At 58.3% G+C, this 26,416-nt stretch carries 31 protein-coding genes; 6 read left to right on the forward strand and 25 right to left on the reverse strand.

What is annotated here, in order from left to right; translation table 11 throughout:
- Positions 1 to 13: 13 nt before the first annotated feature.
- Positions 14 to 394, reverse strand: a complete 381-nt coding sequence (locus tag BM395_RS08510) for a hypothetical protein (RefSeq protein ID WP_090511019.1) — start codon at positions 392 to 394, stop codon at positions 14 to 16.
- A gap of 121 nt (positions 395 to 515) precedes the next feature.
- Here BM395_RS08510 and BM395_RS08515 point away from each other — a divergent pair, with 121 nt between their 5' ends.
- From BM395_RS08515 to BM395_RS08530, 4 genes are all read left to right on the forward strand, one after another.
- Positions 516 to 1,007: a GNAT family N-acetyltransferase gene (locus BM395_RS08515; protein ID WP_090510603.1), complete on the forward strand. Its 492-nt coding sequence runs from the start codon at positions 516 to 518 to the stop codon at positions 1,005 to 1,007.
- An 80-nt stretch (positions 1,008 to 1,087) separates the two neighbouring features.
- On the forward strand, positions 1,088 to 2,386 hold the full coding sequence (locus tag BM395_RS08520; protein WP_069901791.1) for an alpha/beta fold hydrolase family protein: 1,299 nt from the start codon (positions 1,088 to 1,090) through the stop codon (positions 2,384 to 2,386).
- Positions 2,379 to 3,161, forward strand: a complete 783-nt coding sequence (locus BM395_RS08525; protein ID WP_090510606.1) for an MlaA family lipoprotein — start codon at positions 2,379 to 2,381, stop codon at positions 3,159 to 3,161. Before BM395_RS08520 ends, BM395_RS08525 begins: the two co-directional genes overlap by 8 nt.
- A 160-nt stretch (positions 3,162 to 3,321) precedes the next feature.
- Entirely contained in the window at positions 3,322 to 4,179 is an 858-nt protein-coding gene (locus tag BM395_RS08530) for a pirin family protein (protein ID WP_090510609.1), read from the forward strand.
- 75 nt (positions 4,180 to 4,254) lie between these two features.
- Here the strand turns inward: BM395_RS08530 and BM395_RS08535 are convergent, their stop codons facing one another.
- The 10 genes from BM395_RS08535 to ccmA all read right to left on the reverse strand — a co-directional run bounded on the left by BM395_RS08535 (position 4,255) and on the right by ccmA (position 11,573).
- Positions 4,255 to 4,584 carry a hypothetical protein gene (locus BM395_RS08535; RefSeq protein ID WP_090510612.1) on the reverse strand — a complete coding sequence of 110 codons (330 nt, stop codon included), beginning with the start codon at positions 4,582 to 4,584 and terminating at the stop codon, positions 4,255 to 4,257.
- Complete coding sequence (gene ccmI, locus BM395_RS08540) at positions 4,581 to 5,867, reverse strand: c-type cytochrome biogenesis protein CcmI (protein WP_090510615.1); 1,287 nt, start codon at positions 5,865 to 5,867, stop codon at positions 4,581 to 4,583. The genes BM395_RS08535 and ccmI overlap by 4 nt, the downstream gene beginning before the upstream one ends.
- Positions 5,867 to 6,346 carry a cytochrome c-type biogenesis protein gene (locus tag BM395_RS08545; protein ID WP_090510618.1) on the reverse strand — a complete coding sequence of 160 codons (480 nt, stop codon included), beginning with the start codon at positions 6,344 to 6,346 and terminating at the stop codon, positions 5,867 to 5,869. Before BM395_RS08545 ends, ccmI begins: the two co-directional genes overlap by 1 nt.
- Positions 6,343 to 6,879, reverse strand: coding sequence for a DsbE family thiol:disulfide interchange protein (locus BM395_RS08550; protein WP_090510621.1), 537 nt, complete (start codon positions 6,877 to 6,879; stop codon positions 6,343 to 6,345). The genes BM395_RS08545 and BM395_RS08550 overlap by 4 nt, the downstream gene beginning before the upstream one ends.
- Entirely contained in the window at positions 6,876 to 8,849 is a 1,974-nt protein-coding gene (locus BM395_RS08555) for a heme lyase CcmF/NrfE family subunit (protein WP_170860578.1), read from the reverse strand. The genes BM395_RS08550 and BM395_RS08555 overlap by 4 nt, the downstream gene beginning before the upstream one ends.
- Positions 8,850 to 8,860: 11 nt before the next feature.
- Positions 8,861 to 9,319: a cytochrome c maturation protein CcmE gene (gene ccmE / locus BM395_RS08560; protein ID WP_069901784.1), complete on the reverse strand. Its 459-nt coding sequence runs from the start codon at positions 9,317 to 9,319 to the stop codon at positions 8,861 to 8,863.
- Complete coding sequence (ccmD, locus tag BM395_RS08565; RefSeq protein WP_069901783.1) at positions 9,316 to 9,492, reverse strand: heme exporter protein CcmD; 177 nt, start codon at positions 9,490 to 9,492, stop codon at positions 9,316 to 9,318. The genes ccmE and ccmD overlap by 4 nt, the downstream gene beginning before the upstream one ends.
- Positions 9,489 to 10,244 carry a heme ABC transporter permease gene (locus BM395_RS08570; RefSeq protein WP_090510625.1) on the reverse strand — a complete coding sequence of 252 codons (756 nt, stop codon included), beginning with the start codon at positions 10,242 to 10,244 and terminating at the stop codon, positions 9,489 to 9,491. Before BM395_RS08570 ends, ccmD begins: the two co-directional genes overlap by 4 nt.
- 79 nt (positions 10,245 to 10,323) lie before the next feature.
- Positions 10,324 to 10,995, reverse strand: a complete 672-nt coding sequence (ccmB, locus tag BM395_RS08575) for a heme exporter protein CcmB (RefSeq protein ID WP_069901781.1) — start codon at positions 10,993 to 10,995, stop codon at positions 10,324 to 10,326.
- Positions 10,992 to 11,573, reverse strand: coding sequence for a cytochrome c biogenesis heme-transporting ATPase CcmA (gene ccmA / locus BM395_RS08580; protein WP_239655590.1), 582 nt, complete (start codon positions 11,571 to 11,573; stop codon positions 10,992 to 10,994). Before ccmA ends, ccmB begins: the two co-directional genes overlap by 4 nt.
- Positions 11,574 to 11,766: 193 nt before the next feature.
- On the opposite strand from ccmA, the gene fliK reads away from it, so the two are divergent.
- Both fliK and BM395_RS08590 read left to right on the forward strand, forming a co-directional pair.
- The gene (gene fliK, locus BM395_RS08585) at positions 11,767 to 13,320 is read left to right on the forward strand and encodes a flagellar hook-length control protein FliK (RefSeq protein WP_090510631.1); all 1,554 of its coding nucleotides are present in this window, start codon (positions 11,767 to 11,769) and stop codon (positions 13,318 to 13,320) included.
- Positions 13,317 to 13,649: an EscU/YscU/HrcU family type III secretion system export apparatus switch protein gene (locus BM395_RS08590; protein WP_069901779.1), complete on the forward strand. Its 333-nt coding sequence runs from the start codon at positions 13,317 to 13,319 to the stop codon at positions 13,647 to 13,649. The genes fliK and BM395_RS08590 overlap by 4 nt, the downstream gene beginning before the upstream one ends.
- Here the strand turns inward: BM395_RS08590 and BM395_RS08595 are convergent.
- The 14 genes from BM395_RS08595 to flhF form a co-directional block, all read right to left on the reverse strand.
- Positions 13,618 to 14,070: a rhodanese-like domain-containing protein gene (locus BM395_RS08595; RefSeq protein ID WP_090510633.1), complete on the reverse strand. Its 453-nt coding sequence runs from the start codon at positions 14,068 to 14,070 to the stop codon at positions 13,618 to 13,620. The two genes, BM395_RS08590 and BM395_RS08595, sit on opposite strands and share 32 nt — an antisense overlap.
- A 133-nt stretch (positions 14,071 to 14,203) precedes the next feature.
- Positions 14,204 to 14,608 carry a DUF2802 domain-containing protein gene (locus BM395_RS08600; RefSeq protein ID WP_069901924.1) on the reverse strand — a complete coding sequence of 135 codons (405 nt, stop codon included), beginning with the start codon at positions 14,606 to 14,608 and terminating at the stop codon, positions 14,204 to 14,206.
- A 3-nt stretch (positions 14,609 to 14,611) separates the two neighbouring features.
- A complete protein-coding gene (locus BM395_RS08605; protein WP_069901777.1) occupies positions 14,612 to 15,091 on the reverse strand; it encodes a chemotaxis protein CheW in 480 nt (159 codons plus the stop codon).
- A gap of 103 nt (positions 15,092 to 15,194) precedes the next feature.
- A complete protein-coding gene (locus tag BM395_RS08610; RefSeq protein WP_090510636.1) occupies positions 15,195 to 16,055 on the reverse strand; it encodes a CheW domain-containing protein in 861 nt (286 codons plus the stop codon).
- 86 nt (positions 16,056 to 16,141) lie between these two features.
- Positions 16,142 to 16,930, reverse strand: a complete 789-nt coding sequence (locus tag BM395_RS08615) for a ParA family protein (protein ID WP_069901775.1) — start codon at positions 16,928 to 16,930, stop codon at positions 16,142 to 16,144.
- Positions 16,931 to 16,935: 5 nt separating this feature from the next.
- The gene (gene motD / locus BM395_RS08620) at positions 16,936 to 17,856 is read right to left on the reverse strand and encodes a flagellar motor protein MotD (RefSeq protein ID WP_090510639.1); all 921 of its coding nucleotides are present in this window, start codon (positions 17,854 to 17,856) and stop codon (positions 16,936 to 16,938) included.
- A 19-nt stretch (positions 17,857 to 17,875) separates the two neighbouring features.
- Positions 17,876 to 18,616 (reverse strand): flagellar motor protein, encoded by a 741-nt coding sequence (locus tag BM395_RS08625; RefSeq protein ID WP_069901773.1) that lies wholly within the window; start codon positions 18,614 to 18,616, stop codon positions 17,876 to 17,878.
- A complete protein-coding gene (locus BM395_RS08630) occupies positions 18,616 to 19,746 on the reverse strand; it encodes a protein-glutamate methylesterase/protein-glutamine glutaminase (protein ID WP_090510642.1) in 1,131 nt (376 codons plus the stop codon). Before BM395_RS08630 ends, BM395_RS08625 begins: the two co-directional genes overlap by 1 nt.
- A gap of 86 nt (positions 19,747 to 19,832) precedes the next feature.
- Complete coding sequence (locus BM395_RS08635; protein WP_090510645.1) at positions 19,833 to 22,118, reverse strand: chemotaxis protein CheA; 2,286 nt, start codon at positions 22,116 to 22,118, stop codon at positions 19,833 to 19,835.
- 13 nt (positions 22,119 to 22,131) lie between these two features.
- Positions 22,132 to 22,920, reverse strand: a complete 789-nt coding sequence (locus BM395_RS08640) for a protein phosphatase CheZ (RefSeq protein ID WP_069901770.1) — start codon at positions 22,918 to 22,920, stop codon at positions 22,132 to 22,134.
- A 19-nt stretch (positions 22,921 to 22,939) separates the two neighbouring features.
- Positions 22,940 to 23,314 carry a chemotaxis response regulator CheY gene (locus tag BM395_RS08645; RefSeq protein WP_170827797.1) on the reverse strand — a complete coding sequence of 125 codons (375 nt, stop codon included), beginning with the start codon at positions 23,312 to 23,314 and terminating at the stop codon, positions 22,940 to 22,942.
- A 133-nt stretch (positions 23,315 to 23,447) separates the two neighbouring features.
- Positions 23,448 to 24,191 (reverse strand): RNA polymerase sigma factor FliA, encoded by a 744-nt coding sequence (gene fliA, locus BM395_RS08650; protein ID WP_170827796.1) that lies wholly within the window; start codon positions 24,189 to 24,191, stop codon positions 23,448 to 23,450.
- Positions 24,188 to 25,018, reverse strand: coding sequence for a flagellar synthesis regulator FleN (gene fleN, locus BM395_RS08655; protein ID WP_069901768.1), 831 nt, complete (start codon positions 25,016 to 25,018; stop codon positions 24,188 to 24,190). Before fleN ends, fliA begins: the two co-directional genes overlap by 4 nt.
- A 105-nt stretch (positions 25,019 to 25,123) precedes the next feature.
- Positions 25,124 to 26,416 carry a flagellar biosynthesis GTPase FlhF gene (flhF, locus tag BM395_RS08660; protein ID WP_090510648.1) on the reverse strand — a complete coding sequence of 431 codons (1,293 nt, stop codon included), beginning with the start codon at positions 26,414 to 26,416 and terminating at the stop codon, positions 25,124 to 25,126.

Raw genomic sequence — 26,416 nt, forward strand, 5'->3', positions numbered from 1 at the left:
ATGAGTCGGCACATCAAGCGGCAGCGAAAGGCCGCTTGTTGTCACGCACCAAACGCAACAGCGCCAACACCGTAGCCAGCACACCGAGGCTGGCGCTGTACAAAATGAGCGCCGGTATCGCCAATAAAAAACTTAGGCCTGCGATAACACGCCCTGCTTTGCCCGGCCAGAAAAAAGCCACTACGGCGCTGGTCAACGCGGCAGCCGACAAGACCCCGAAGTGTATCCACAGGCCCAGATAGGCTCGCAACTGGCACTGCCAGCTCACCTCGGGTTGCAGACAAATATCAACCCACTGCGCGTCTTCCATCAAGCTATAGCGCAGCCACAAACTGGCTGCCAGAACCAGCAAGACACTCACCGCAAAGACCAGCCAACCGAGGTAACGAGGCATCAACATGCATTCCTATCAATCAAGCCCGCTAGAGTAATCTGACGGCCAAAGGATGCAAGTGCTGTTGCTCATTTGCCGGTAGCACGGCATTCTCTTCAGGCTAAGCCGTTAAGGAATGACCATGCACCAGATAAACACCCGCCCTGCTCAACCTCAAGACGTCAGATTCATCATCGAGTTGATTGGCGAGCTGGCCGAGTACGAGAAACTCAGTGATCAGGTGGTTGCCGATCCCGCGCAGTTGTCCGAACACCTGTTTGGCGCCAAACCCTATGCTGAAGTGCTGATCGGGGAAATCGACGGCGTACCAATGGGCTTTGCGCTGTTCTTCCACAATTATTCGACGTTTCTGACCAAGCCCGGCATCTACCTCGAAGACCTCTATGTGCGGCAGTCCGCGCGCGGCGTCGGTCTCGGCAAAGCATTGCTCGGAGCACTGGCCAAGCTGACCGTCGAGCGTAATTGCGGTCGCCTGGAATGGTCTGTTCTCGACTGGAATGAACCCGCGACCGGCTTTTACAAGAAGCTGGGCGCAGTACCGCAAGATGAATGGACGGTGTACCGGTTAACCGGCTCGGCCTTGGGTGAGTTGGCTGCCTATAACAATAAATAGCAGGCTAAGCGATCATTTTGCTTAATCGATTGTCATACATCCATAACTAAATTGCCCTGCTTGCTAAACAGGATTTTGCCATGCTGCGTGTTTTCTACTTTGCCGCTGTACTCTGCGGTCTGTTTTCCAGTGCGCCGGTTTTAGCACTGGATGTAGACCCACAGACTTACGGCTACCCCATCACCAATCCGTTCGCCGCCACGCTGGCCACCACCCCAGAAGCTTTGCGCCCGAAGCTTCCGGAGGACAGCGACATTGATCAGGATGACTACAAGATCCAGTTGCACCCCGAGCGCGCCTTTGAGTTGACTGACAACTTTTGGCCGGTCACCAAGATGGGTTACCGGTTGGCCCGGCAAAAAGGCGCGGCGCCGCTGGTATTCATCATTGCCGGCACAGGTGCGGCTTACTCCAGCAGCACGCCGGAATACCTGAAAAAACTGTTTTATGGCGCGGGCTACCATGTGGTGCAACTCTCATCGCCTACAAGCTATGACTTCATGGTATCGGCTTCGCGCTTCGCCACGCCCGGCGTGTCTACTGAAGATGCCGACGATCTCTACCGCGCCATGCAGGCGGTACGTGCTCAGCACCCGGAACTCAAAGTCACCGACTATTACCTCACCGGTTACAGCCTGGGCGGCCTGCACGCCGCGTTCGTCAGCAAGCTGGATGAAACACGCCGCAGCTTCAACTTCAAGCGCGTGCTCCTGCTCAACCCGCCGGTGAACCTGTACGCCTCGATCAGCAACCTCAACAAGCTGGTGCAAACCGAGGTCAAGGGGGTCAGCAACAACACCAACTTCTATGACTTGATCTTCAAGAAGCTCACGCGCTACTTCAAGCAAAAGGGCTACATCGACATCAATGAAGCGATGCTGGCCGACTTCCAAAGCTCCAAGGAAGCCTTGAACGATGAGCAGATGGCGATGCTGATCGGCACGGCATTTCGCTTCTCATCCGCCGATATTGCCTTCACCTCAGACCTGCTCAACCATCGCGGGCTGATCACCCCGCCAGACGTCAAGATCAAGAAAAGCACCGACATGACGCCGTATTTCCGCCGTGCGCTGACGTGCGATTTTGACTGCTACATGACCGAACAGCTGATCCCCATGTGGCGAGCGCGCTATGACGGCGGCAGTCTCAATCAGTTGATTCAGGACGTCAGTCTCTACAGCCTCAAGGACTACCTGCACAACAGCCCGAAAATTGCGGTCATGCACAACGCCGACGACATCATCCTCAGCCGTGGCGATCTGGGCTTTTTGCGCAGCACCTTTGGTGATCGCCTGACTGTTTATCCGCTCGGGGGCCATTGCGGCAACCTTAATTACCGCGTCAACAGCGACGCCATGCTGGAGTTCTTCCGTGGTTAAGAATCTTCTCCTGCCGTCCTTGTTACTCGCCACCAGCCTGGCCCATGCACAGCCTGATAGCGAAAAACCCGCTGTCGATGACGATGGCTTCAAGAATCCGCTGCAAGAACTCAAGTTCCGCCCGGGTCTGGATCAACGCGTGTTTGAGCGTTCAACCCTCGAAGCACTTGAAGTCTACGATCCGTTTGAACCGATCAACCGGGAAATCTACCACTTCAACTACCGCTTTGATGAGTGGGTGTTGTTGCCAACGGTGCGCGGCTATCGCTGGATAACCCCGGATTTTGTCGAAGACCGGGTGACCAACTTCTTCAACAACATCCGCGACTTCAGCGGCCTGATGAACAGCCTGTTGCAGCTCAAGGTCAAGCGTTCGATGGACACCACCGCGCGTATCCTCCTCAACACCACCATTGGTGTATTGGGTGCCTGGGACCCGGCGACCAAGATGGGCATTCCCCAGCAGCGCGAAGACTTTGGCCAAACACTGGGTTACTGGGGTGTGCCAGCCGGTCCTTACTTGATGCTGCCGTTCTTCGGCCCATCCAGCCTGCGCGATGGCACCGGTCTGCTGGTCGACTTCGAGACCGAAGGCTCTGTGGATTTCCTTGAGTTTGCCTCGATCAGCATGGACACCCTGCCCATGACCGCTCTGTGGGCAATCGACCTGCGCAAGACCACGGACTTCCGTTACGGCCAGCTCAACTCGCCATTCGAGTACGAGAAAATCCGCTACGTGGTGACCGAGGCACGTAAGCTGCAAATCGCCGAGTAACGCCGAAAGTTATGCTGTATCTGCCTTTAACCGGGGCAACTGAGGTCACCCGGTTAAAGGCAAATCATCAAAATATTCGATTCTTAAGTCGTAAATTACTCACCCATTAATCGAATAAATCCGAATAAGCTAGGCACATCGCTCACTACGGAGGTGCCACATGGATAACCCTCGCTCCATTCTCAGCATTCAGCCCGGCCAGCCTGCATCGGATGGCGCTGGCGTGCGTCTAAACCGGGTAATTGGTGGCGCCGGTATCGAACGCTTCGACCCGTTTCTGATGCTCGATGAGTTCTCGACCGACAATCCCGATGACTACATCGCCGGTTTTCCACCGCACCCGCACCGCGGCTTCGAAACCATTACCTACATGCTTGAAGGGCGCATGCGCCACGAAGACCATCTGGGCAACGTCGGCTTGCTGCAAGCCGGTGACGTGCAATGGATGACCGCCGCACGCGGGATTATCCATAGTGAAATGCCCGAACAGGAACACGGCATGATGCGCGGCTTTCAGTTGTGGCTGAACCTGCCAGGCAAAGACAAGATGAACCCCGCCGACTACCGCGACATACCGGCCAAGAGCATCCCACGCATTACCACCGAAGCGGGTGTTGAGGCCGTGGTGATTGCGGGTACATTGCGCACCGCAAACATTGAACAGGCAGGTGCGGTGCAGCGTGCGCATACCGAACCGCAGCTGTTCGATCTGGCCTTGCCGGCTGGCTCGCACATCGCGCCGCTGCTGGCAGACGGCATCCGCCCGATGCTTTATGTGTATTCAGGTGAAATCCAGCTGCCGGGCACGCCGAACCGTAGCGTCAAGGCTGGCAACTTGGTGCGTCTGTCAGATAGCGGCAGCCTGACTATCCACAGCGAATCTGGCGCACGCGTGCTGCTGATTGCCGGCAAGCCGCTGGGTGAGCCCATCGTGCAATATGGGCCGTTCGTGATGAACAGTCGCGAAGAGATCGAGCAGGCCATGCGTGATTTTCGCGATGGCGTATTCGGCCAATAACGGCGCGTAGTTGCCAGCAATATAAAAACCGCACAGCCGGGAGGTTGTGCGGTTTTTTATCGAACCCTGAACACGTTACTGAATGTATTGGCGATACAGGCCAGGCGGAATCCCGCTGCTGTCCGTGTCAGTCCACGGGCCGTTCGGGCTGACCGCCCAGCTCCAGCCATTGTTCCAACGGTAGTAGGTGCGTTCGCGGTAGTACATATCCCGCTGGCCACCCACGGCATACACGCCCAGGCTTGGCACCCATTCGCTACTCACGCCAGGCGGCGGTGCATAGCGCGGATGCGACGGCTTGGTCGGCAACTGGCTGGCCGGCGTAGTGCCTGGCGCCGTGCTCTGCACGGCGCACCCCGAAACAAACAACAAACCGGCGACTAGCGCCCCACGTATCAGTTTCATTGGACTTGAGTGTCTGCTGTGTTGATGGTCAGTTGCTGCAACTCGGCGGTGTCATTGTTCAAGGGCTCACTCTGCCCCACCCACTCGCCTTCGCGGGCATTGCCGCTGCGCGAGATGCGCGCCACCAGTTGCACCTGTTTGAAACCGGAAATTTTCAGCATCGGCATCATTGCATCAGCGTCAGACAAACTCACCTCGGCTGGCAAATCTGCAACCGTCATGCGCTTGACGGCCAACGGCATTGGCGGCCCGGAAACGGCGCGGGCGAATACGAACACACTGTCGCCCGGCTGCACCTTGTCTTTTAGGTCAGCGGCCAGTGAAACCTTGACGTTAAGCTTGGCAGCGCTGTCAGTGGCAGCCGTTTGCGGCCCAGCAGTTTCTGGCTCAGCCGACTGCGGCCCAGCCGATTGCGGCCCAGCCTGATCAGCGCCGGCAACAGCCGGGGCCTGAGCGTCCGGATTGATCTGCGCACGCGCACGCTCGATACCGCCCTGAATCGCGGCACGCGAAGGGTCTTCAGGCGGCAGCACGGCCACCAGCTTTTCCCAATAGCCAATCGCATCGTTGAAGCGGCCTTCCTCGAACGCCGCGATACCCAGCAGCCCAAGGCTTGTTGCCTCTTCCGGATCGGCCTTCAGCGCCTCGTCGGTGATGCTTTGCAGTTGCTCGGTCCATTGCTTGTCACTGGCAAAATACAACGCCTGCGCCCATTGGCCGAGTAATGCAGGGTCGCGGCTGCTCAACTCAATGGAACGCTCGAAAGCCTTGGCGGCCTCGCTGGCGCGCTCTTGCGCCATGTAAGTACGGCCGAGGAAGTACCAGCCTTCAGCCGAGTTGGGGTCTTCTTTCAGGGAGTTCTCAAGCCGGGCAGTCATCTCCTCGATGCTCTTGGGCTGATTCTCAACCATGTCCACCGTGCGCTCGACATCGCCAATCGCGCCCCAGTGCAGATACATGCCATAGCCCATCAACGGCACCAGCAAGGCGATGATAATCGGCACCTGACGGCCCAGCACCGTTGTGCCCTTGGCTTGCAAGCCATCGGTATCAGCCAGCAGTTCGCGGGCGGCTTCATCTTTGCCCGCCTGCAACTGCTCGGCGGTCAACACGTTGGCCGCTGCCTGCTTTTCGAGTTCAGCCATGCGCTCCTGATAGAGCGTAACGTTGAGTGCAGTGCGGTCTTCTTCGGTTTGAGCCTTACGCCCACGCACCAGTGGAACCAACAGGAAACCCAGAGCGGCCACTAATAGCAGGCCGGCTAACAGCCAAAATTCAATCATCAGTCTTTCTTATCCAAAGGCGCTTGAGTTAACAGGGCGTCAAGACGTTGCTGCTCATCGGCAAGCAGGCCAATAGGCGCGGCGGCTTTCTTACGTCGACGGATGAGGATGACCGCAAGCACGATAAAGCCACAGATCAGCAAACCGCCTGGTCCATACCAGAGCAGCATGGTGCGCGCCGTGACTGGCGGGTTGTAGAGCACGAAATTGCCGTAGCGGGCGACCAGATAATCAATGATCTGCTGGTTGTCCTTGCCCTCTTCCATCATGCGGTAGATTTCCGCACGCAGGTCCATGGCAATCGGCGCATCCGAGTCGGCAATGTTCTGGTTCTGACATTTCGGGCAACGCAGCTCTTCGGTGAGCGTGCGATAGCGCATGCGTTCGGCGTCGGTCTTGAACACATAAGTGTCAATGGCCGCATTGGCCACGCCGATCAGGCTGAGGCCAATCACACAGGCCGCTAGCAAACGTTTCATGGCGTGCCCTCATCAACCAGCGCCTGATACAGCGGTGCCAGCTGATCGCGCCAAACCGACTCGTCGATCACACCGACAAACTTGTGGCGGATAATGCCGTTCTTGTCGATCAGGAAGGTTTCCGGCGCGCCATAAACCCCCAAATCCAGACCCAGCGTACCTTTCGGATCGCTGATATTCAGTTGGTAGGGGTTCTGGAATTCCTTGAGCCATTTTTGCGCAGCGGCGTTGTCATCCTTGTAATTAACGCCGTAGATATTGACGCCAGTCTTGGCAATCTCGTTGAGCACCGGATGCTCGACTTTGCACGAGATGCACCAGGTCGCCCAAATGTTCACCAGCGCCGGTTTACCCTTGATGTCCGCCAACGACACAGTCTTGTCGCCTTCAACTGCAGGCAACTCAAAGCCCGGGAACGGCTTGTCGATCAGCGCCGAAGGCAGTTCAGACGGGTTGAGAAACAACCCGCGATAGAGAAACACGGCGACAGCCAGAAAGATCGCCAGAGGCACCAGTAAAATCAGTCGTTTCATGCTTGTGCTCCTGCCATCCCCAACGCTTCGCGCACGCGCGTTTTGACCTTGACCCGATACCGCCGGTCAGCAGCAGCCAGCAAGCCGCCCAGGCCCATCAGCAAAGCGCCGAGCCAGATCCAGCGTACAAACGGCTTAACCTGAACCCGCACGGCCCACGCGCCGTTTTCCAGCGGCTCGCCCAAGGCAACGAACAAGTCGCGGGTAAAGCCGGCATCAATCGCCGCTTCGGTCATCATCGACTGCTGAACCTGATAAAAACGCTTTTCCGGGTGCAGAACGGCAATCTGCTTACCGTCTTCAAGTACCCGCACGGTGCCACGGTCAGCCTGGAAGTTCGGGCCTTCGCGATGGGCTGCGCCCTCGAACACGAACTGGTAGTGGCCCATGTCAACCGAGTCACCCGGCGCCATGCGCAGGTCACGCTCGAAGTTGCCAACGCTGGTCAGCACCACGCCCATGGCGCAGACCGCCAGGCCGAAGTGGGCCATCTGCATGCCCCAATAGCTGCGGCCCAGACCCGGCAATCCTTTGAACAAACCCTTGTGCCGGGTTTTGTCGAGAATGTCGCGCACGCCCGCCAACACCACCCACGCTGACAGCATGAACACAGCCAGTACCGACCAGTTGAAGTCGCCCAGCAGCAGCGTGGCAATAACCGCCAACACCGCACTGGCCAGCGCAACCGGCAGCAGCATGCTGACCAGCCACTTCACCGGCGTGTCTTTCCAGCGCACCAGCACACCTACCGCCAGCACGGCCATCAGCAGGCCAATCAACGGCACGAACAAGGCATTGAAGTAAGGCGGGCCGACCGACAATTTGGCGCCGGTCATGGCATCAAGCACCAACGGATACAGGGTGCCGAGCAGAATCATTGCCGCCGTGACGACCAAGATCAGGTTGTTGATCAGCAGGAAGGTTTCCCGTGACCACAGCGCAAAGCCGACCTGACTTTTAACCACCGGCGCCCGCACTGCAAACAGGGCCAGCGAGCCGCCTACGACGACCAGCAGGAACGCCAGGATAAACACCCCGCGCTCCGGGTCTGTGGCGAACGCGTGCACCGAAGTAAGTACACCCGAGCGCACCAGGAACGTACCGAGCAAGCTCAGCGAGAACGCGGCGATGGCCAACAGCACGGTCCAGCTTTTGAACACGCCACGCTTTTCGGTAACCGCCAACGAGTGAATCAGCGCGGTGCCGACCAGCCACGGCATAAACGAAGCATTCTCTACCGGGTCCCAGAACCACCAGCCACCCCAGCCAAGCTCGTAATACGCCCACCAGGAACCGAGTGCGATGCCTATGCCGAGAAATGCCCAGGCAATAATCGTCCACGGCCGCGACCAACGCGCCCATGCAGCGTCCAGCTTGCCGCCGAGCAACGCCGCAATGGCGAAGGCGAAGGCAACCGAGAAACCGACGTAGCCCATGTAGAGCATCGGCGGGTGAATGATCAGGCCAAAGTCCTGAAGCAGCGGATTGAGGTCACGGCCATCTGCCGGGATATTCGGCAGCAAGCGTGCAAACGGGTTGGAGGTGATGATCAGAAACAGCAGGAAGCCAACGCTGATCATGCCCATCACACCGAGTACACGGGCGAGCATTTCTTCCGGCAACTGGCGCGAGAAGACCGACACCGCAAAGGTCCAGCCGCCAAGGATCAGCGCCCAGAGCAGCAATGAACCTTCGTGAGCGCCCCACACGGCGCTGAACTTGTAGTACCACGGCAGTGCGCTGTTGGAGTTGCTGGCAACGTAACGCACCGAGAAGTCATCGACCATGAAGGCATAGGTCAGGCACGCAAATGAGAACAGCAGGAAGGCAAATTGGCCCCAGGCGGCTGGCTGGGCCAGACTCATCCACTGGCGATCACCCCGCCAGGCACCAATCATCGGCAGGGTTGCCTGCACCAGCGCCATGCACAGCGCCAGAATCATGGCCAGATGGCCAAGTTCCGGGATCATCAGACTGCTGCTCATGCTCCGCCCTCTTTGGTCTGTGGTTTCGACTTGCCGCTTTCATTGAGGGCTTTGGTCACCTCGGGCGGCATGTACTGTTCATCGTGCTTGGCCAATACCTGATCGGCCTCAAGCACGCCGTCCGCATTGAGTTTGCCCAGCGCAACAATGCCCTGCCCTTCACGGAACAGATCTGGAAGAATGCCGTGATAACGAATGGTCACGCTCTTGGCAAAATCGGTTACGACGAATTCATTGCTCAACGAATCACCCGAGCGTTTCAGCGATCCTTCCTCAACCATGCCACCGGCGCGAATCCTCGAACCGGTTGGCGCTTCACCGTTGGCGATTTGCGTCGGGGTGTAGAACAGGTTGATATTTTCCTGCAGCGCCGACAACGCCAGTGCGACAGCAATACCTACACCGGCAACCAGGGCCAGAACAATATACAGACGCTTTTTACGGACCGCGTTCACGATTTTTTCTCCCGGCGCAAACGGCGCGCCTCGTCTTGCAGATAACGCCGTTTAGCTAGAATCGGCATGGCTATATTCAACGCGACAACCGCCAGACTGATGCCATACGCCGACCAGACGTAGGCTCCATGTTTGCCCATTGCCAGAAAATCCTGGAAGGAGTCGAAACTCATGAGCGCGCCTCCACCTGACGAATAACTTCAGCCTTGGCCCAACTGCTCCGCGACTCGCGCTTGAGAACTTCAAGGCGCATGCGCAGCAACAGCACAACCACAAAGAAACAGTAAAAACCCAGCACCGAGATCAGCAGCGGCAACCACATTTCGGCGCTCATACTGGCCTTGCCGGTAATTTTGAAGGTCGCCGGCTGATGCAGGGTATTCCACCACTCGACCGACTTCTGGATGATCGGGATATTCACAGCGCCCACCAGTGCCAGAACCGCACAGGCCTTGGCCGAGCTGTCACGATTACTGATTGCCTGGCCGAGTGCAATGACGCCGAAGTACAGGAACAGCAGGATCAGCATCGAGGTCAGTCGCGCATCCCAGACCCAATATGTGCCCCATGTGGGTTTACCCCAGATGGCGCCGGTGACCAACGCGATAAAACACAGCCAGGCGCCAATCGGCGCGGCTTGTTGCAGGGCCACGTCGGCCAGTTTCATTTTCCAGATGAGGCTTACGGCGCCGGCCAGCGCCATGGTGATGTAACAGGCCTGTGCAAGGAATGCAGCCGGCACGTGAATATAGATGATCCGGTAGCTGTCGCCCTGATAACGTTCGGGCGGCGCAAACGCCAGCCCCCAGACAAGTCCGACGACCATCAGGACGCCAGCCGCGACAGCCAACCAGGGCAGCCAACGGCCACTGATCTCGTAGAACCATTTAGGTGAGCCGAGTTTATGAAACCACGTCCAGTTCATCTATTTACTCATCAGTTCTTCAATTATTCGGTGGAGCTTCCCACCGGCACACAAGGCCGCAGGACGTTAGCCGTGTTGTCTATTCTGCAACACTTATCTTAAGTCCGGCGGCAATGGCAAAAGGTGTAAATGTTACGGCCAGTGCGGTCAGGCAAGCCAACCAGAGCAACTGCCCGACCGCAGGCAAACCTTGCAAACTCGCCTGCAGCGCACCCGTGCCCAGAATCAGTACCGGGATGTACAGCGGCAATATCAGCAGCGCCAGCAACAACCCACCACGCTTGAGCCCGACCGTGAGCGCCGCACCGACCGCGCCCAGCAGGCTCAGTATCGGCGTGCCCAGCAGCAGCGATATCAACAGCACCGGCAGGCAGCGCACGGGCAAGCCCAGCATCATGGCCAGCAACGGCGCCAAAACGACCAGCGCCAACCCGGAAAAAGCCCAGTGTGCCAGCACTTTAGCCAGAACCAATAGTGGCAGGGGGTGCGGCGAAAGGACCCACTGTTCCAGTGAGCCATCCTCGAAATCACTGCGGAAAAGCCCGTCCAGCGAGAGCAGCACGGCCAGCAGGGCCGCTACCCAAATCAGGCCGGGGGAAATATTTTGCAGCAGTTCGGTCTCGGGGCCGACAGCAAGCGGAAACAGTGCAATAACGATTGCGAAGAATACCAGCGGGTTTGCCAGCTCCGCCGGACGACGAAACAGCAAGCGCGATTCGCGGGCCAGTAAAAGGCTGAAAACGTTACTCATGCGGCGCGCAATCCCAGATCAAGCTCACGATAACCCTGCGCCTTGATGGCCAAGGTGTGGTGAGTGGTCAGCACCACGGCACCGCCCTTTTCACAGTGGTCAGCCAGATGCTGTTCCAACTGGGTCACAGCGCGTTTATCCAGCGCGGTGAACGGCTCGTCGAGAATCCACAATTCAGGGCCTGGCAGGTATAAACGCGCCAGGCCAACCCGGCGCTGTTGGCCGGCAGACAACGTATGGCACGGCACATCTTCAAAACCGCGCAGGCCGATCGCCTCCAGCGCTTGCCAGATCTGGCTGCGCTCCACCGGGCTGTGCAACGCGCATAGCCAGGCCAGATTTTCCTCGGCGGTGAGCAAACCTTTGATTCCGGCGGCATGACCAATCCACAATAGATTGCTCGTCAGTTCGTTGCGCTGGCCGTCAAGCGCCTGCCCGTTGAGCCGAATGTGTCCGGCTGTGGGCTGCATCAAGCCCGCCAGCAGACGCAGCAGGCTGGTTTTACCGCTGCCGTTTGGGCCGGAAACCTGCAGCATCTCACCCGGTAACAGGCGCAGGTGCAGATCTTCGAACAACATGCGCCAGTCACGCTCGCAGGCGATGGCTTCAGCTTCTATCAGGGCGCGGGTCAAGGCATTGATACCCAAATTTGATTCAAGTTGGCAGACTGGTAGCCGTTAACATGCTAAGGCTCCAAGCTCAATTGGCGCAGCATTATACATAGCATGCCTGCACCACCGCAGGGCCATTTCCAAAAGGTTGTAACCCACCATGACCGAAATCAGCGGCCCTCGCCCAGCCACCCCGTCACCAGCCAGTGCTCGCAGCGCCGCGCAGAATGTTGCGCAGACGCTGAAACTGCTGCAACCGCTGGGCGGCTTGCTGGCCAGCGGCGAGACCGCCAAGGCAGAAGTGGTGGCGGTCAAGTCGATCGAACAGAGCTTTCAGGTATTGCTCAAGCTGACCCTCGAGAGTGGCCGGCAAACAACCCTGGAAGCGACCTCGTCTCGCCCGCTGGCACTCGGCCTGAATACCGCGGTCACAGCCCTGTCCGATACCCGCCTGAGCGTGCTCTTGCAGGGCGGAACGGAGAAACCCCTTGGCCAGTTGGACCTTAATCAATTACCGGTTGGCACCCTGCTTCAGGGCAAGGTGCTCAGCCGTGAAGCCCTGCCGGGGCAAACGGGCCCGCAGGCAGTGTTCAAGACCGTGGTTATGCTGCTTAACTCGGCGCTGGCGGGACGCACACTCAACCTTGAAACCAACCTGGCGCTGCAACCGGGCAGCCTGCTCAGCGCCGAAGTAAAAGGTGCACAGGCCCTGAATTTCATTCCGCTGGGCTCGCGGCTCGACCAGCTGGCGTTGAACCAGCACCTTGGCGGCCAACAGACGCGCCAGGGCTCGCTGGATGGCCTGCTGAAAACCATGCAAAGCCTGAACAGCCAACCCGGTTTGAGTGAAGGCCTGCGCAGCAGTATCGACAAATTATTCGCCGCCCTGCCCGACAGCAGCCAGTTGAGCACCGCCAAGGGCCTGAGCGGCGCACTGGAAAACAGCGGGCTGTTTCTGGAGAGCAAGCTGCTCGGCGGGCAAACCCAGCAGTTGCCCACCGACCTCAAAGCCAATTTGCTGCGCCTGCTCGGCCAACTGCAGCCCAACCTGACCAATCCGGCGCCACTGCTCCCCGCCAATGCAGCGGCAAGCACGGCGCTGTCGCAAGCCTTGCCGGCGTTCGCGCGCAATATTCTGGGTAATCTGGCGCAGTCCAACAGCCGCCAACAAGCTTTGAGTTTCCCGCTGCATGCGGGTGCAGCGCTCAATGGTGAGGAAGAAGCCGATCTTGAAGCACTGCTCAAACTGGCGGCAGCCGCGATTTCCCGCCTGCAGACTCACCAGCTTTCAAGCCTTGCACAAAGCCAGATCGGCCCGGATGGCAATTTACTGACCACCTGGCAACTGGAAGTACCGATGCGTCACGCGCAGGAGTTCTACCCGGTGCAGATCAAGGTTCAGCAGGACCAGCAACAGCAGCAAAGCCAAACGGATGAGCCGCGGGAAACCCTGTGGAAGGTCGAATTGGCGTTCGATATACCGCCACTCGGGCCGATCCATGTTCAGGCGCAGTTGGCGTTTGGCAGTTTGTCGGGTTGTTTGTGGGCGCAACAGAGTGACACCGCACTATTGATCGACAGCGAACTCGACAACCTGCGCGAACGCCTGTTGGCAGCCGGGCTGCAAGTCAGGGAATTGGCGTGCAAGCAAGGCACGGCGCCGCAGGGTGCGCGCACGACACTGGAGCAACGCTGGGTGGATGAAACCGCATGAGCAACCCTCGCCAAGCCATTGCCCTCACCTACGACGGCCTCAACGCCCCGACTCTCTCAGCCAAGGGCGATGACCAGTTGGCGGAGACCATTCTGGCCATTGCCCGCGAGCACGAGATTCCGATTTACGAGAACGCTGAACTGGTCAGACTATTGGCGCGCCTGGAGCTGGGAGATGCGATACCCGCCGAGTTGTACCGCTGCATTGCCGAGATCATTGCCTTTGCCTGGTATCTGCAAGGCAAAAGCCCGGCCGGCTTTAACGCTGAGCAACCCGAAGCCAATTCACAACTGCTGCTCAATGCGCCACCCGAGTCGCCTGAGCAATAAGCCCGTTGGGCTCTTCAAAGCCCTTGGCCAGCGGAAAATCCAGTAACTGCCAGGCAAAATAGCCTTCGCGGAAGTAGTAAACCTGGCTGTAGCCCCAGCTTACGGCGAGCTTGGCGGCCTGAGCACCAGCACTGCAAATCTCACTCTCGCAGTAAATGACCAAGGCGACTTCGCGCGGCAAATCGGGCTGTTTAAGGCTCTTGAACTCGTCCGCCAACCCCAGTTGTACGGCGCCATTAACGTGCCCCCAGAGCCACTCACGCTGTGGGCGAACATCAACGAACAAAGCGCCCTGCTCATACAGATAACGCGCCTGCAAAACGTTGACGGTAACCGCACCAGGTACTTGCGCCGGGGCTTCCTGCGCATTCGCAGCAGACCAGCCGAGCAGGAGGACTGCGACAATAACCATTGCGCGCATGAGCTTGCTCCCGTGTTGGTTTCACACAGGTTCAGCTTAGGGGGTAGGACCGTTACGTAAAGGAATAAAAAGCGCACCTGCCGCGCAGGCTAAGAGCCTGGTGGACTAAAGGCACTGGAAAAAGCTGTGTGCGTCAGCGATTGGCTTGGCGCGACTGATGCAACTTGGCGACCAGCTCAGCCTCAGCCTTGCTCAAGCCACAGGACAAGGTCAGGTCGTCCACACTGGCACCCATTCCGGCGAGCCTTGCGGCCTGCGTGAAGGACAGGCTGCTGGGATTACGCTGTTCGATCTGGCTGAGCTTGTCGGGAATTGGCGCGACGATCTGCCGTAACTCATGCAACTCTTCACCCATGGTGATGCTGCCGGTCAGATACGCGTCGAGGCGCTTGGACAATTCCTTGATGCGCTGATCACGCACGCCATCACGCTCGGCCTGCTGTTGCAGGGCGCGCTTGAGGCGTACATGCAGGCTGGTGCAAACGCCGACAAGAATCAGGCATAGGCAGGCCAGCGCTACCAGCGCACTCGTTACCATCACTCAGATGTACTCCAGTTCAGACCACTCTTCTTCGCTCATCATCTTGTCCAGTTCAACCAGAATCAGCAATTCGCCGTTCTTGTTGCACACGCCCTGGATGAACTTTGCCGACTCATCATTGCCCACATTCGGCGCGGTTTCAATTTCAGATTGGCGCAGATACACCACCTCGGCAACCGAATCGACCAGGATACCAACCACTTGCTTGTCGGCCTCGATGATCACCACACGGGTGTTGTCGGTCACTTCGCTCGGCTGCAAGCCAAAACGCTGACGCGTGTCGATCACCGTCACCACGTTGCCGCGCAGGTTGATGATGCCCAGCACATAGCTCGGCGCGCCCGGTACCGGGGCAATTTCAGAGTAACGCAGCACCTCTTGAACCTGCATCACGTTGATGCCGTAGCTCTCGTTATCGAGGCGGAATGTTACCCACTGCAGGATGGGATCATCAGCACTTTGCGCTGCACTTTTGTTCATAATTCAGACCTCATCACAAGCCGCCTGAGCGGCATTCGCGGTTAAACCCCGCAGTCAATTATCAGGCTGCGCCGACCTTTTTCAGGTCACGCGCAATACTCCGTCAGCCATTGCCGGCCAGTGCTCGCTGGGCATTGCCGCTTTCAATCAGCTTGGCCAGCGCGGCGACATCCAGCAACGCGCACATATGTTCAATAACCGTACCCGCCAACCAGGGCCGCTGGGCTCTCTGCGAGCGCCACTTGACCTGATCGGGATCGAGACGGATCGAGCGGCTGACCTGATGCACGGCCAGCCCCCATTCAAAACCTTGAATCGAAATCACGTACTGCAGCGTTTCGCGTAACTCATCGCGATAGCGCTCGGGCATCACCCAACGCGCCGTATCCAGTACCCGCAAGTTACCGGCCTGACACGGCAGCAATCCGAGGAACCAGTCCGGCTGAGCAAACAGCGGTGTCAGCTCCTGCCCCGCCAGCGGATAAATCGACCCCAGACACACCAGCGGCACAGCCAGAGTCAGGCCGCCGACTTCGAACAGCAGGCATTCAAAAGGCTCTTCTGCCCACTGCGGACGCTCATCCCAATCGACCGTAAGGCTTGCCGGCACTTCATTGTTGAGGTTGAAGTCAATCAGCGGCGCCTCAAGAGCCGGCGCTTGTTCGGCGACTGCCAGATACTCACTGGCGGCCGGAGCCGGCATCGGGATCGGTGTTGCAACCGGCGGCTCTTCGGCCACCGTCACCAGGCTCAACTCGACCGGACGTATCAGCGGCGCACTGACCGGCGCTACGCTTTCGAGCAGGCGCTCGGCGTCGCGCAATTGCTCTTCCAGCACTGCGGCTTCGAAATCCGCCAACTCACTGCCGCTGTCCAGCTCGATAACGGCCTCTTGCAGCAAGCTGTCGAGATAAGACTGCAAGGCCACTTGAGGCCTGGTTGCAGTGGGCAAGGTACGATTCATGGTTCGAATTCACAGAGTTGACTTGCAACAGCTATCGGCAGGTTGCAGTAAATTCTTGAGGGCCGACACACACTATTGTTTGCCACTCAGGCTACCTTTTCACGCACGTGCTGTTCGAGCAGGTGTTTAAGCAGCGCCTTGTAAGCCAGCGCACCGCGGCTCTTGTGATCAAACTGCGAAGGCGTGACGCCGGCACGGCTGGCGTCGCGCAAACGAGTATCCACCGGAATGTATGCCTGCCACAGGTTCTCGGGGTAGCTGTTGCGCAATTGGCGCAGCGTGGTCATGGACGCCTGAGTGCGACGATCAAACAATGTTGGCACGATGGTGAACGGCAATGCCTGACGGCGTGAGCGGTTAATCATGGCCAGCGTGCTGACCATCCGCTCCAGCCCCTTGACCGCGAGGAATTCGGTCTGCACCGGAATCACCAACTGCTGGCTGGCCGCCAATGCGTTGACCATTAACACGCCAAGCAATGGCGGGCTGTCGATGATGGCATGGTCAAAATCGCCCCACAGCTGCGCCAGACTTTTCGAGACCACCAGGCCCAGACCGTTCTGCCCCGGCGACTGACGCTCCAGCGTGGCCAGCGCAGTACTCGACGGCAGCAACGAAATCCGCTCGTGACTGGTTGGCAGCAGCAATTGCTGGGGCAAGCCTTCAGGCACATTGCCCTGATTGAGGAACAGATCGAACGTGCTGTGCTCAAGGCTATCGGGATCATGCCCGAAATAGCTGGTCATCGAGCCATGCGGATCGAGATCGACCACCACCACGCGCTTGCCAGCATCCGCCAGCAAACCCGCCAGAGCGATGGACGTGGTGGTCTTGCCGACTCCACCTTTTTGATTGGCTACAGCCCAAACTCTCATTGTATTTATCCTCTCGACTCTGGCACCGGCCGGTCGAGAACTGGCGACGGAGGGTTGACGTCTACATGCTGTGAAGCCGCATTTGCCGGCTCTTTCGACGAGACTGTTGCAGGTTGCATGCCAGCGCGTTTGAGCGTGGAATCGGGCTTGGCATTGGCGCTGCCGACTCCACTTACGCTGCGGCGAACATCCAAATTGCGTGAAATAACCAACACCACCCGCCGGTTGCGCGCACGTCCCTCGGCGGTGGTGTTGTCGGCGATGGGCTGGAACTCTGCGTAGCCCACGGCGGCCATGCGCCCCGGACTCACTCCATTCATGGCCAGTATCTGCACGATGCTCGCGGCACGCGCCGACGACAATTCCCAGTTGCTCGGAAACTGCATGGTGTTAATAGGCCGGTCATCGGTGAAGCCTTCTACATGAATCGGGTTGGCATAGGGTGCCAATATTTTGGCAATTTTATCCACAATCGAAAAGGCCGCGTCATTGGGCAGCGCATCACCGCTGCCAAACAACAGGCTTGAGCGCAGTTCGATTTCGATCCACAACTCATTGCCCCGCACTTGCAACTGGTCGGCATCAATCAGATCGGCAAATGCCTCGCGCACGCTTTGCGCAATCACCGTGAGCTGATTACTGCTGCTCTCGATGTTGTCGTCCGCACCATTCTGATTACTGATGGCCTGATCCATCGAGGTGGTTTTCGGCCGCGACTCGCCGACAGCAATCGGCACAATCGAGCGCTCGGGGTGATTGAACACGCCCGTCAGGGTTTCCGAGAGAATCTTGTACTTGCCCTCGTTAACCGATGAGATCGAATACATCACCACAAAAAAGGCGAACAGCAAGGTGATGAAATCCGCATAGGAAACCAGCCACCGCTCGTGATTCTCGTGTTCTTCTTGATGCCGACGCCGCGCCATAGCCAACTCCCTGAGCCGATCAGTCCATGAAGCCCTGGAGCTTGAGTTCGATGGCGCGCGGGTTTTCGCCTTCAGAAATAGACAGCAACCCTTCGAGCAACATTTCGCGGTAACGCGACTGGCGCATGGCGATCGCTTTGAGCTTGTTGGCGATTGGCAGCAGCAATAGATTGGCGAAGCCAACACCGTAAATGGTCGCCACGAACGCCACGGCAATACCGCTGCCGAGCATGCTCGGGTCCGCCAGATTGCCCATCACGTGGATCAGCCCCATCACGGCGCCAATAATGCCGATAGTCGGCGCGTAGCCGCCCATGCACTCGAAAAACTTGGCCGCCTGAATATCGCGCCCTTCCTGGGTGTACAAATCGACTTCAAGAATGCTTCGAATCAATTCGGGCTCAACGCCGTCCACCAGCAGTTGCAAGCCTTTACGCGCATAGGGATCCGGTTCGCCATCGGCCAACACCTCAAGCCCGAGCAAGCCTTCCTTGCGCGCCACCATGCTCCAGCCGACCACGCGATCAATACCGCCCGCCAGATCGATGGCCGGCGCGATGAATATCCAGCGCACAATCACCAGTGCCCGCTTGAAGACCGGCATCGGCGTCTGCAGTAACGCAGCGCCCAGTGTGCCGCCGATTACAATCAACGCCGCCGGGCCGTTGAGCAGCGCGCTGGCATGGCCACCTTCGAGAAAGTTGCCGCCGAGTATTGCCACGGCAGCAAGTACAATCCCGATGAGGCTGAGGACGTCCATTACAGGCAGGCCTCGACAATATGCCGGCCAATATCATCCAGCGGCAGAATTGCATCGGTGAGGTTGGCTTTGACCACGGCCATCGGCATGCCGTAAATCACGCAACTGGCTTCATCCTGCGCCCACACCTGGCTGCCGCCCTGTTTGAGCAGACGTGCGCCTTCGCGGCCATCGGCGCCCATGCCGGTCAGTACAACCGCCAGCACCTTGTCGTGATAGGTACGCGCGGCAGAGCCGAAGGTAATGTCCACGCAGGGTTTGTAATTGACGCGTTCATCGCCTGGCAGAATGCGCACCGTGCCGCGATTATCAATCATCATCTGCTTGCCACCTGGCGCCAGCAAGGCGAGACCCGGGCGCAATATATCGCCCTCCTCGGCCTCTTTGATGCTGATCTTGCAGAGCTTGTCGAGGCGCTCGGCAAAAGCCTTGGTGAAGGCCGCCGGCATATGCTGGATCAGCACGATCGGCACTGGAAAGTTTGCCGGCAGTTGCGTCAGTACGCGCTGTAAAGCAACCGGCCCGCCAGTGGACGTACCGATAGCAACCAGCCGGTAGGCCTTGCGCTTAACGGCCACAGAATGCCGCGCAGCAGGCGCCGGGGTGGCGCTTGTAGGCGTGCTTGCAGGGCGCGCAACCGCTGCACTCGGCGGCGTGCGCACGGCAGGGGCTGGTGTGTGTGCAGCGGCAGGCGCTGCGCTCGGCGTGGTCAGCCGGGCCATGGAGCGATGATTGCTGCGGGCAATGCTATGCACTTTCTCGCAAAGCAATTGCTTGACCTTCTCGGGATTGCGCGAGATGTCTTCAAAGTTCTTCGGCAGGAAATCGACGGCACCTGCGTCCAGTGCATCGAGGGTGACGCGAGCGCCTTCATGGGTGAGCGACGAGAACATCAACACCGGCGTCGGGCACCGCTGCATGATGTTTCGCACGGCGGTAATGCCGTCCATCATAGGCATTTCGTAATCCATGGTGACCACGTCCGGCTTCAACGCCAGCACCTGATCGATTGCCTCGCGGCCGTTGGTAGCGGTGCCGATAACCATGATGTTCGGGTCAGCCGAAAGAATCTCGGACACCCGCCGGCGGAAAAAACCGGAGTCATCAACAACCAATACCTTAACCGCCATACCCACTCCTAATAATCTGCCTGAATCCACTGCAGATCAGTCCTGCCAAATTTAACCGCGCCGCATCCACTGCCCTACAGGCGCGATCAGGAACGACGGGCGTAGCGCTTGAGCATGCTCGGCACATCGAGGATCAGCGCGATTCGACCGTCGCCGGTAATGGTCGCCCCGGAAATGCCCGGTGTGCCCTGAAGCATTTTGCCCAACGGCTTGATGACCACTTCTTCCTGCCCGACCAACTGGTCGACAACAAAGCCGACGCGCTGATTACCCACAGTCAGAATCACCACATGGCCTTCAACCTGCTCTTCGTGAGCAGCCTGGCCAACGAGCCAGCGCTTGAGATAGAACAGTGGCAATGCCTTGTCACGGACGATGACCATTTCCTGACCGTCCACCACATTGGTGCGAGACAGGTCGAGGTGGAAAATTTCATTGACGTTGACCAGCGGGAACGCAAACGCCTGATTGGCCAGCATGACCATCAGCGTTGGCATGATTGCCAGCGTCAGCGGCACCTTGATGACGATCCGCGAGCCCTGACCCTTGACCGAGAAGACGTTGACCGTGCCGTTGAGCTGGCTGATCTTGGTTTTCACCACGTCCATGCCAACACCGCGACCGGACACATCGGAAATCTCGGTTTTGGTCGAGAAGCCCGGCGCGAAAATCAGGTTGTAGCATTCAAATTCATTGAGCCGGTCGGCCGCTTCCTTCTCCAGCAAACCTTTCTCGACAGCCTTGCGGCGCAGCACATCGGCATCCATTCCCTTGCCATCATCGCTGATGACCAGAAGGATATGATCGCCTTCCTGTTCGGCCGAGAGCACCACTTTACCGCCGCGCGATTTGCCCGCAGCCACGCGCTCTTCCGGGGTTTCAATACCGTGGTCAACCGCATTGCGCACCAAGTGAACCAGCGGATCAGCCAAGGCTTCAACGAGGTTCTTGTCGAGGTCGGTTTCTTCACCGATCAACTCAAGCGAGATTTCCTTTTTCAAACTACGCGCCAGGTCACGAACCAGTCGCGGGAAACGCCCGAAGACTTTCTTGATCGGTTGCATGCGGGTTTTCATCACCGCGGATTGCAGGTCTGCGGTGACAACATCGAGATTCGATACGGCTTTGGCCATCGCCTCGTCGCTGCTGGTTGAACCCAGACGCACCAGCCGGTTACGCACCAACACCAGCTCGCCAACCATGTTCATGATTTCATCAAGCCGGGCCGTGTCCACCCGCACAGTGGTTTCGGCCTCATTGACCGGTGCAGCTTTTTCAGGCGCAGGGGCTTTGGCTGGCGCAGCAGCAACTGGTTTTGCTACAGGCTTGGCCGCTGGCTTTTCTACCGCCTTGGCAGCAACGGGCGCGGCATTGACGGCCGGCGTTTCCGAGAACTTGCCTTTGCCGTGCAGTTCATCCAGCAGCGCTTCAAATTCATCGTCATTGATTTCATCAGCGCTCGCCGCGCTGCTGGCAGCAACCGGGGCCACTGGTTCACTCGGCGTACTGGCAGCCGAAGCTGTGGCAGGCAACCCTGGGGCAGCTCCGCTGGCGAATTGACCTTTGCCGTGCAACTGATCGAGCAGGGCTTCGAATTCGTCGTCGGTGATTTCGTCGGGCGCATCGGCCACGGCTACATCGTCATCCTGCTGAGCCTTAACTGGCTGACCGCCTGCGTTGGCCACAAATTGGCCTTTACCGTGCAGCTGGTCGAGTAACGACTCGAACTCGTCATCGGTGATTTCATCACTGTCTGACGGTTGCGCCGCACTGGCTACCGGGCTGGCTGGCGCTTTTTGCGCCTGCGCTGCGTTATCTGCCAATGCGCTGAGCAGCTGCTCGAATTCATCGTCGGCAATAGCAGCATCACCTGCCACAGCACTGGCTGCCACATCATCGGCTGCCGCATCATCGGCTGCCGCAGGGTTGTCAGCCACAACGTGTTCTGTAACAGGGGCTGGGGCTTCTTCGTTCAACAGTTCTTGTGGCTGGGCAAGATTGGCCAAAGCCGCGAGCAGTTCGGGCGTTGCCGGGGTCAGCTCGGCGCCTTCGCGCACTTGGTCAAACATGGCATTGACGGTGTCCAATGCCTCCAGCACGACGTCCATCAATTCAGAGTCGACGCGACGCTCACCCTTGCGCAGGATGTCGAAGACGTTCTCGGCAATGTGACAGCACTCAACCAACGCATTCAGCTGGAGAAAGCCCGCACCACCTTTTACGGTATGAAACCCGCGAAAAATCGCGTTCAACAGGTTCATATCGTCAGGGCGGCTTTCAAGCTCTACCAGCTGTTCAGACAGCTGCTCGAGAATCTCGCCGGCCTCTACCAGGAAATCCTGGAGGATTTCTTCATCGGCGCCGAAGCTCATAATGGACCTGCTCCTAAAACCCTAAGCTTGATAACAAATCGTCGACGTCGTCCTGACAGGATGCAACGTCATCAAGCTTATCGGCATGAATCTGCGGACCTTCACCGTGACTTGCACTTTTTTCTTTGTGAGCCTTCTCAGACCCTGAAATTTCGCCGTGTTCGATACCGGCAAAACGGTCTACACGGCTGGCCATGAGCATCAGATTCAACAGATTGCTTTCAACTTCGGTGACCAGCTGAGTCACACGCTTGATGACCTGACCGGTGAGATCCTGATAATCCTGCGCCAACAAAATGTCATTCAAGTGCCCTGAAACCGCAGCACCATCCTGCGCCGTGCGGGCAAGGAACTGCTCGATTCGACGGGTAAGCTCACGAAAACCATCGGCGTCCATTTCGCGGCGCATGAAGCGCCCCCAATCTTCGCTGAGGGTTTGCGCCTCGGTGCTGACCTGCGTGACTAAAGGGCTGCTCAGCTCGACCAGATCCATGGTCCGATTGGCAGCTTTCTCCGTCATCGTCACCACGTAATTGAGACGCTCAGTGGCGTCGGCAATTTGTGAGACTTCGCTGGCATGTGGCAAGCGCGGGTCGAGCTTGAAGTTGACGATGGCATTGTGCAGCTCACGCGTCAGCTTGCCGACTTCGTGAAACAGGCCACGATCACGCGTCTTGTTAAGCTCATTGATGAGTTGCACCGCCTCGCCAATGTCGCCTTTTTCTAGGCTGTCGACTAATTGGCTGGCGTTAAGCTTTAAAGCTGATTCAAAACCAGCCTTACTGGAGTCCTGGTATTCCATTGCAACCTCGCGGCGTGGATCAGCCGTTGACTCGCTCAAAGATTTTCTCGATTTTTTCTTTCAGCACTTGAGCGGTGAAAGGTTTGACCACGTAGCCGTTAACGCCGGCCTGCGCTGCCTCGATAATCTGGTCACGCTTGGCTTCAGCCGTCACCATCAATACCGGCATACCCTTGAGGCGCTCATCCGCGCGCACGGCACGCAGCAAATCAATGCCGCTCATGCCAGGCATGTTCCAGTCTGTTACCAAAAAGTCGAAACTACCGCTCTGCAGCATCGGCAAGGCGGTTACGCCATCATCCGCTTCAGCAGTGTTGGTGAACCCCAAATCGCGCAGCAGGTTCTTAATAATCCGACGCATCGTTGAAAAGTCATCAACGATGAGGATTTTCATATTTTTGTCCAAGTCGACCTCCGAACAGTCCCAAACGCACCCAACTGATGGGCACGCCCCTTAATCAAGAAACCGGCTGATTGGCCCGCGTTCCAGCAATATGCAACGTTGCTCTGGCGCGCCAGAAATCTGTTTACTTCGCCCGCCACTCACTCAGCCGCGCCCGCAAACGAGCGGCACACTGGCTGTGTAACTGGCTTACCCGAGACTCACTCACCCCAAGCACCTCACCAATTTCCTTGAGGTTCAGCTCTTCGTCGTAGTACAGCGACAAGACCAGGCGTTCACGCTCCGGCAGATTGCCGATGGCGTCTGCCAGTGCGCTTTGAAAGCGCTCGTCTTCCAGCTCACGCGAAGGCCCGGGATGATGACTATTGACGTCTTCCTGCAATCCGCCCTGCTCACCGTCCTGTAAAAGGTCGTCAAAACTGAACAGGCGACTGCCCAAAGTGTCGCCAAGAATGCCGTAGTAATCTTCGAGACTCAATTGGAGTTCGGCAGCAACCTCCTGATCTTTAGCGTCTCGACCCGTTCTGGCTTCAATTTTTCGAATTGCATCACTGACCATGCGGCTATTTCGATGGACCGAACGGGGGGCCCAGTCGCCTTTGCGCACCTCATCGAGCATGGAGCCACGAATGCGGATACCGGCAAAGGTTTCGAAACTGGCGCCTTTGCTGGCGTCATATTTCTTCGATGCTTCCAGCAGGCCGAGCATGCCGGCCTGAATCAGGTCGTCGACCTGAACGTTTGCCGGCAGTCTGGCCAGCAAGTGGTAGGCGATACGTTTGACAAGCGGCGCGTAACGTTCAATCAACTGATGCTGAGCGTCCATGGCTTGCGCCTTGCTATACATACGTAGGCCTGCGTTGCTCATGGCTCGATTTCCTGTATGGCGGGCTGGACCAGACGCTCGACAAAAAACTCGAGGTGGCCACGCGGGTTGGCAGGGAGCGGCCAGGCATCAACCTTCTCGGCGATTGCCTTGAACGCCAGGGAGCATTTCGAGCGCGGAAACGCCTCGTACACTGCACGCTGTTTCTGCACGGCTTTACGCACGCTTTCGTCGTAAGGCACCGCGCCAACATACTGCAACGCCACATCGAGGAAACGATCGGTCACCTTGCTCAGTTTGGTGAACAGGTTGCGACCTTCCTGCGGCGTGTGCGCCATGTTGGCCAGCACGCGGAAACGGTTCATGCCGAAATCGCGGTTGAGCAACTTGATCAGCGCGTAGGCGTCGGTAATTGAGGTTGGCTCATCGCACACCACCACCAGCACTTCCTGGGCGGCGCGCACGAAACTCACCACCGAGTCGCCAATACCGGCGGCGGTGTCGACGATCAGTACATCGAGGTTATCGCTGATATCACTGAATGCCTGGATCAGGCCGGCATGCTGCATGGGCGACAACTGCACCATGCTCTGAGTACCGGACGCGGCCGGAACGACACGCACGCCACCGGGGCCCTGCAGAATCACATCACGCAGATCACATTCACCGCTGATCACATCAGCCAGTGTGCGCTTTGGCGTCAGCCCAAGCAGTACGTCGATATTGGCCAGACCAAGGTCGGCATCCATAAGCATGACCCGACGCCCGAGTTCCGCCAGCGCCAGCGCGAGGTTCACCGACACGTTGGTCTTGCCGACGCCACCTTTGCCACCAGTTACCGCGATCACCTGTACGGGATGCTTAACCATTTTTTTCCGTTACCTTGTCAATCCGTCGTGAGCCCATGGCTTATTCTGCCCTGCAAACCACCCACTAGGCCAGATAGTGGGCCTATAACCGTGTAATTCATTCTACTAACTGGCGCGCAAAGCCGGTTGGCTGCCGATTGCACTGTACATTTGCGCCATTGTGTCTTCGCTGGGCTCATCTTGAGCCTGCATGCCAACGGCCCGGCTTACCAGCTGATGGCTACGCGGAATCTGCAAGTCATCCGGAATCCGCGGACCATCTGTGGTGTACGCCACAGGCAGACGCTGGCTGATGGCCAGGCTCAATACGCCGCCCAGACTGCCAGCTTCATCCAGTTTAGTCAGCACGCAGCCTGCCAGCCCACAACGCTTGTAGGTGTGAAAGGCGGCGGTGAGCACTTGATCCTGACTGGTGGCGGCCATAACCAGATAGTTGCGTGCATGCACGCCACGGCTGGCCAATGCCTCTAGCTGCATGCGCAGCGCCGGATCATTGGCGGGCAAACCAGCGGTATCGATCAACACCACGCGACGACGCGCCAACGGTGCCAGCGCCTGAGTCAGTGACTGGCCAGGATCGACCTGAGTGACCGACACATTGAGAATGCGCCCCAGCGTGTTCAATTGTTCCTGCGCGCCGATGCGGTAGCTGTCCATGCTCACCAGCGCCACATTCTGCGCGCCGTACTTGAGCACATAACGTGCAGCCAGCTTGGCCAGCGTGGTGGTTTTACCCATACCTGCCGGCCCCACCAGCGCGATAACCCCGCCCTCTTCCAGCGGCTCGACCTTCGGCGTGTTGATAGCCTGCGCCAGATGCGCCAGCAACATGCGCCAGGCCTGACGTGGCTCATCAATATTTGAGACTTTCTCCAGCAGGCTGCGCGACAGGTCGGCAGACAAGCCCATGCGCTGCAGACGACGCCACAGATTGGCTTGCTGCGGGCGCCGCGTTTGCAGTTGGCCCCACGCCAGCGAACCCAGCTGGACCTCGATCAACTCACGCAGGCCATTAAGCTCAAAGCGCATGGCATCCAGTGCGCTCTGCTCGAAGTGACCGCCGGCAGCTGGCTGGGCGATTGGTGCGGCGGCTACAACCGGGGCCGGACCCAGGTCTTCTGCCTGCAGTTGCAAATCCTTGCTGCCAACTTCGCTGCGGGTGACCAATTCGGCATGCGCCGTCGCGATCAGCGACTGAGTCTTGCGCAACTCGGCTTCAAGCTCAGGATTAGCCTGGCGCGATGGTGCGGCCGGCATCTGGTAATCCAGCGCCGCTGTCAGCTCGACACCACCCGCCACGCGGCGATTAGCAATAATCGAGGCGTCGGCACCCAACTCATCACGCACAAGCTTCATGGCCTGACGCATATCAGCTGCGAAAAAGCGTTTAACTTGCAT

The organism is Pseudomonas marincola, from assembly GCF_900116605.1.
In the GTDB taxonomy this organism is placed as follows: domain Bacteria; phylum Pseudomonadota; class Gammaproteobacteria; order Pseudomonadales; family Pseudomonadaceae; genus Aquipseudomonas; species Aquipseudomonas marincola.

Bases quoted from the DNA above. Each gene is read 5' to 3' on its own strand.
- BM395_RS08635 (WP_090510645.1), bottom strand. From the start codon at position 22,118: ATGAGCTTCGGCGCCGATGAAGAAATCCTCCAGGATTTCCTGGTAGAG.
- BM395_RS08615 (WP_069901775.1), bottom strand. From the start codon at position 16,930: ATGAGAGTTTGGGCTGTAGCCAATCAAAAAGGTGGAGTCGGCAAGACC.
- BM395_RS08645 (WP_170827797.1), bottom strand. From the start codon at position 23,314: ATGAAAATCCTCATCGTTGATGACTTTTCAACGATGCGTCGGATTATT.
- BM395_RS08545 (WP_090510618.1), bottom strand. From the start codon at position 6,346: ATGAAACGTTTGCTAGCGGCCTGTGTGATTGGCCTCAGCCTGATCGGC.
- flhF (WP_090510648.1), bottom strand. From the start codon at position 26,416: ATGCAAGTTAAACGCTTTTTCGCAGCTGATATGCGTCAGGCCATGAAG.
- BM395_RS08535 (WP_090510612.1), bottom strand. From the start codon at position 4,584: ATGAAACTGATACGTGGGGCGCTAGTCGCCGGTTTGTTGTTTGTTTCG.
- ccmB (WP_069901781.1), bottom strand. From the start codon at position 10,995: ATGAGTAACGTTTTCAGCCTTTTACTGGCCCGCGAATCGCGCTTGCTG.
- BM395_RS08555 (WP_170860578.1), bottom strand. From the start codon at position 8,849: ATGATCCCGGAACTTGGCCATCTGGCCATGATTCTGGCGCTGTGCATG.
- fliA (WP_170827796.1), bottom strand. From the start codon at position 24,191: ATGAGCAACGCAGGCCTACGTATGTATAGCAAGGCGCAAGCCATGGAC.
- fliK (WP_090510631.1), top strand. From the start codon at position 11,767: ATGACCGAAATCAGCGGCCCTCGCCCAGCCACCCCGTCACCAGCCAGT.
- BM395_RS08510 (WP_090511019.1), bottom strand. From the start codon at position 394: ATGCCTCGTTACCTCGGTTGGCTGGTCTTTGCGGTGAGTGTCTTGCTG.
- BM395_RS08520 (WP_069901791.1), top strand. From the start codon at position 1,088: ATGCTGCGTGTTTTCTACTTTGCCGCTGTACTCTGCGGTCTGTTTTCC.
- BM395_RS08515 (WP_090510603.1), top strand. From the start codon at position 516: ATGCACCAGATAAACACCCGCCCTGCTCAACCTCAAGACGTCAGATTC.
- BM395_RS08625 (WP_069901773.1), bottom strand. From the start codon at position 18,616: ATGGACGTCCTCAGCCTCATCGGGATTGTACTTGCTGCCGTGGCAATA.
- BM395_RS08570 (WP_090510625.1), bottom strand. From the start codon at position 10,244: ATGAACTGGACGTGGTTTCATAAACTCGGCTCACCTAAATGGTTCTAC.
- BM395_RS08630 (WP_090510642.1), bottom strand. From the start codon at position 19,746: ATGGCGGTTAAGGTATTGGTTGTTGATGACTCCGGTTTTTTCCGCCGG.
- BM395_RS08640 (WP_069901770.1), bottom strand. From the start codon at position 22,920: ATGGAATACCAGGACTCCAGTAAGGCTGGTTTTGAATCAGCTTTAAAG.
- fleN (WP_069901768.1), bottom strand. From the start codon at position 25,018: ATGGTTAAGCATCCCGTACAGGTGATCGCGGTAACTGGTGGCAAAGGT.
- BM395_RS08530 (WP_090510609.1), top strand. From the start codon at position 3,322: ATGGATAACCCTCGCTCCATTCTCAGCATTCAGCCCGGCCAGCCTGCA.
- BM395_RS08600 (WP_069901924.1), bottom strand. From the start codon at position 14,608: ATGGTAACGAGTGCGCTGGTAGCGCTGGCCTGCCTATGCCTGATTCTT.
- ccmD (WP_069901783.1), bottom strand. From the start codon at position 9,492: ATGAGTTTCGACTCCTTCCAGGATTTTCTGGCAATGGGCAAACATGGA.
- ccmI (WP_090510615.1), bottom strand. From the start codon at position 5,867: ATGATTGAATTTTGGCTGTTAGCCGGCCTGCTATTAGTGGCCGCTCTG.
- BM395_RS08590 (WP_069901779.1), top strand. From the start codon at position 13,317: ATGAGCAACCCTCGCCAAGCCATTGCCCTCACCTACGACGGCCTCAAC.
- BM395_RS08595 (WP_090510633.1), bottom strand. From the start codon at position 14,070: ATGCGCGCAATGGTTATTGTCGCAGTCCTCCTGCTCGGCTGGTCTGCT.
- BM395_RS08550 (WP_090510621.1), bottom strand. From the start codon at position 6,879: ATGAAACGACTGATTTTACTGGTGCCTCTGGCGATCTTTCTGGCTGTC.
- motD (WP_090510639.1), bottom strand. From the start codon at position 17,856: ATGGCGCGGCGTCGGCATCAAGAAGAACACGAGAATCACGAGCGGTGG.
- BM395_RS08605 (WP_069901777.1), bottom strand. From the start codon at position 15,091: ATGAACAAAAGTGCAGCGCAAAGTGCTGATGATCCCATCCTGCAGTGG.
- ccmA (WP_239655590.1), bottom strand. From the start codon at position 11,573: ATGTTGTTCGAAGATCTGCACCTGCGCCTGTTACCGGGTGAGATGCTG.
- BM395_RS08610 (WP_090510636.1), bottom strand. From the start codon at position 16,055: ATGAATCGTACCTTGCCCACTGCAACCAGGCCTCAAGTGGCCTTGCAG.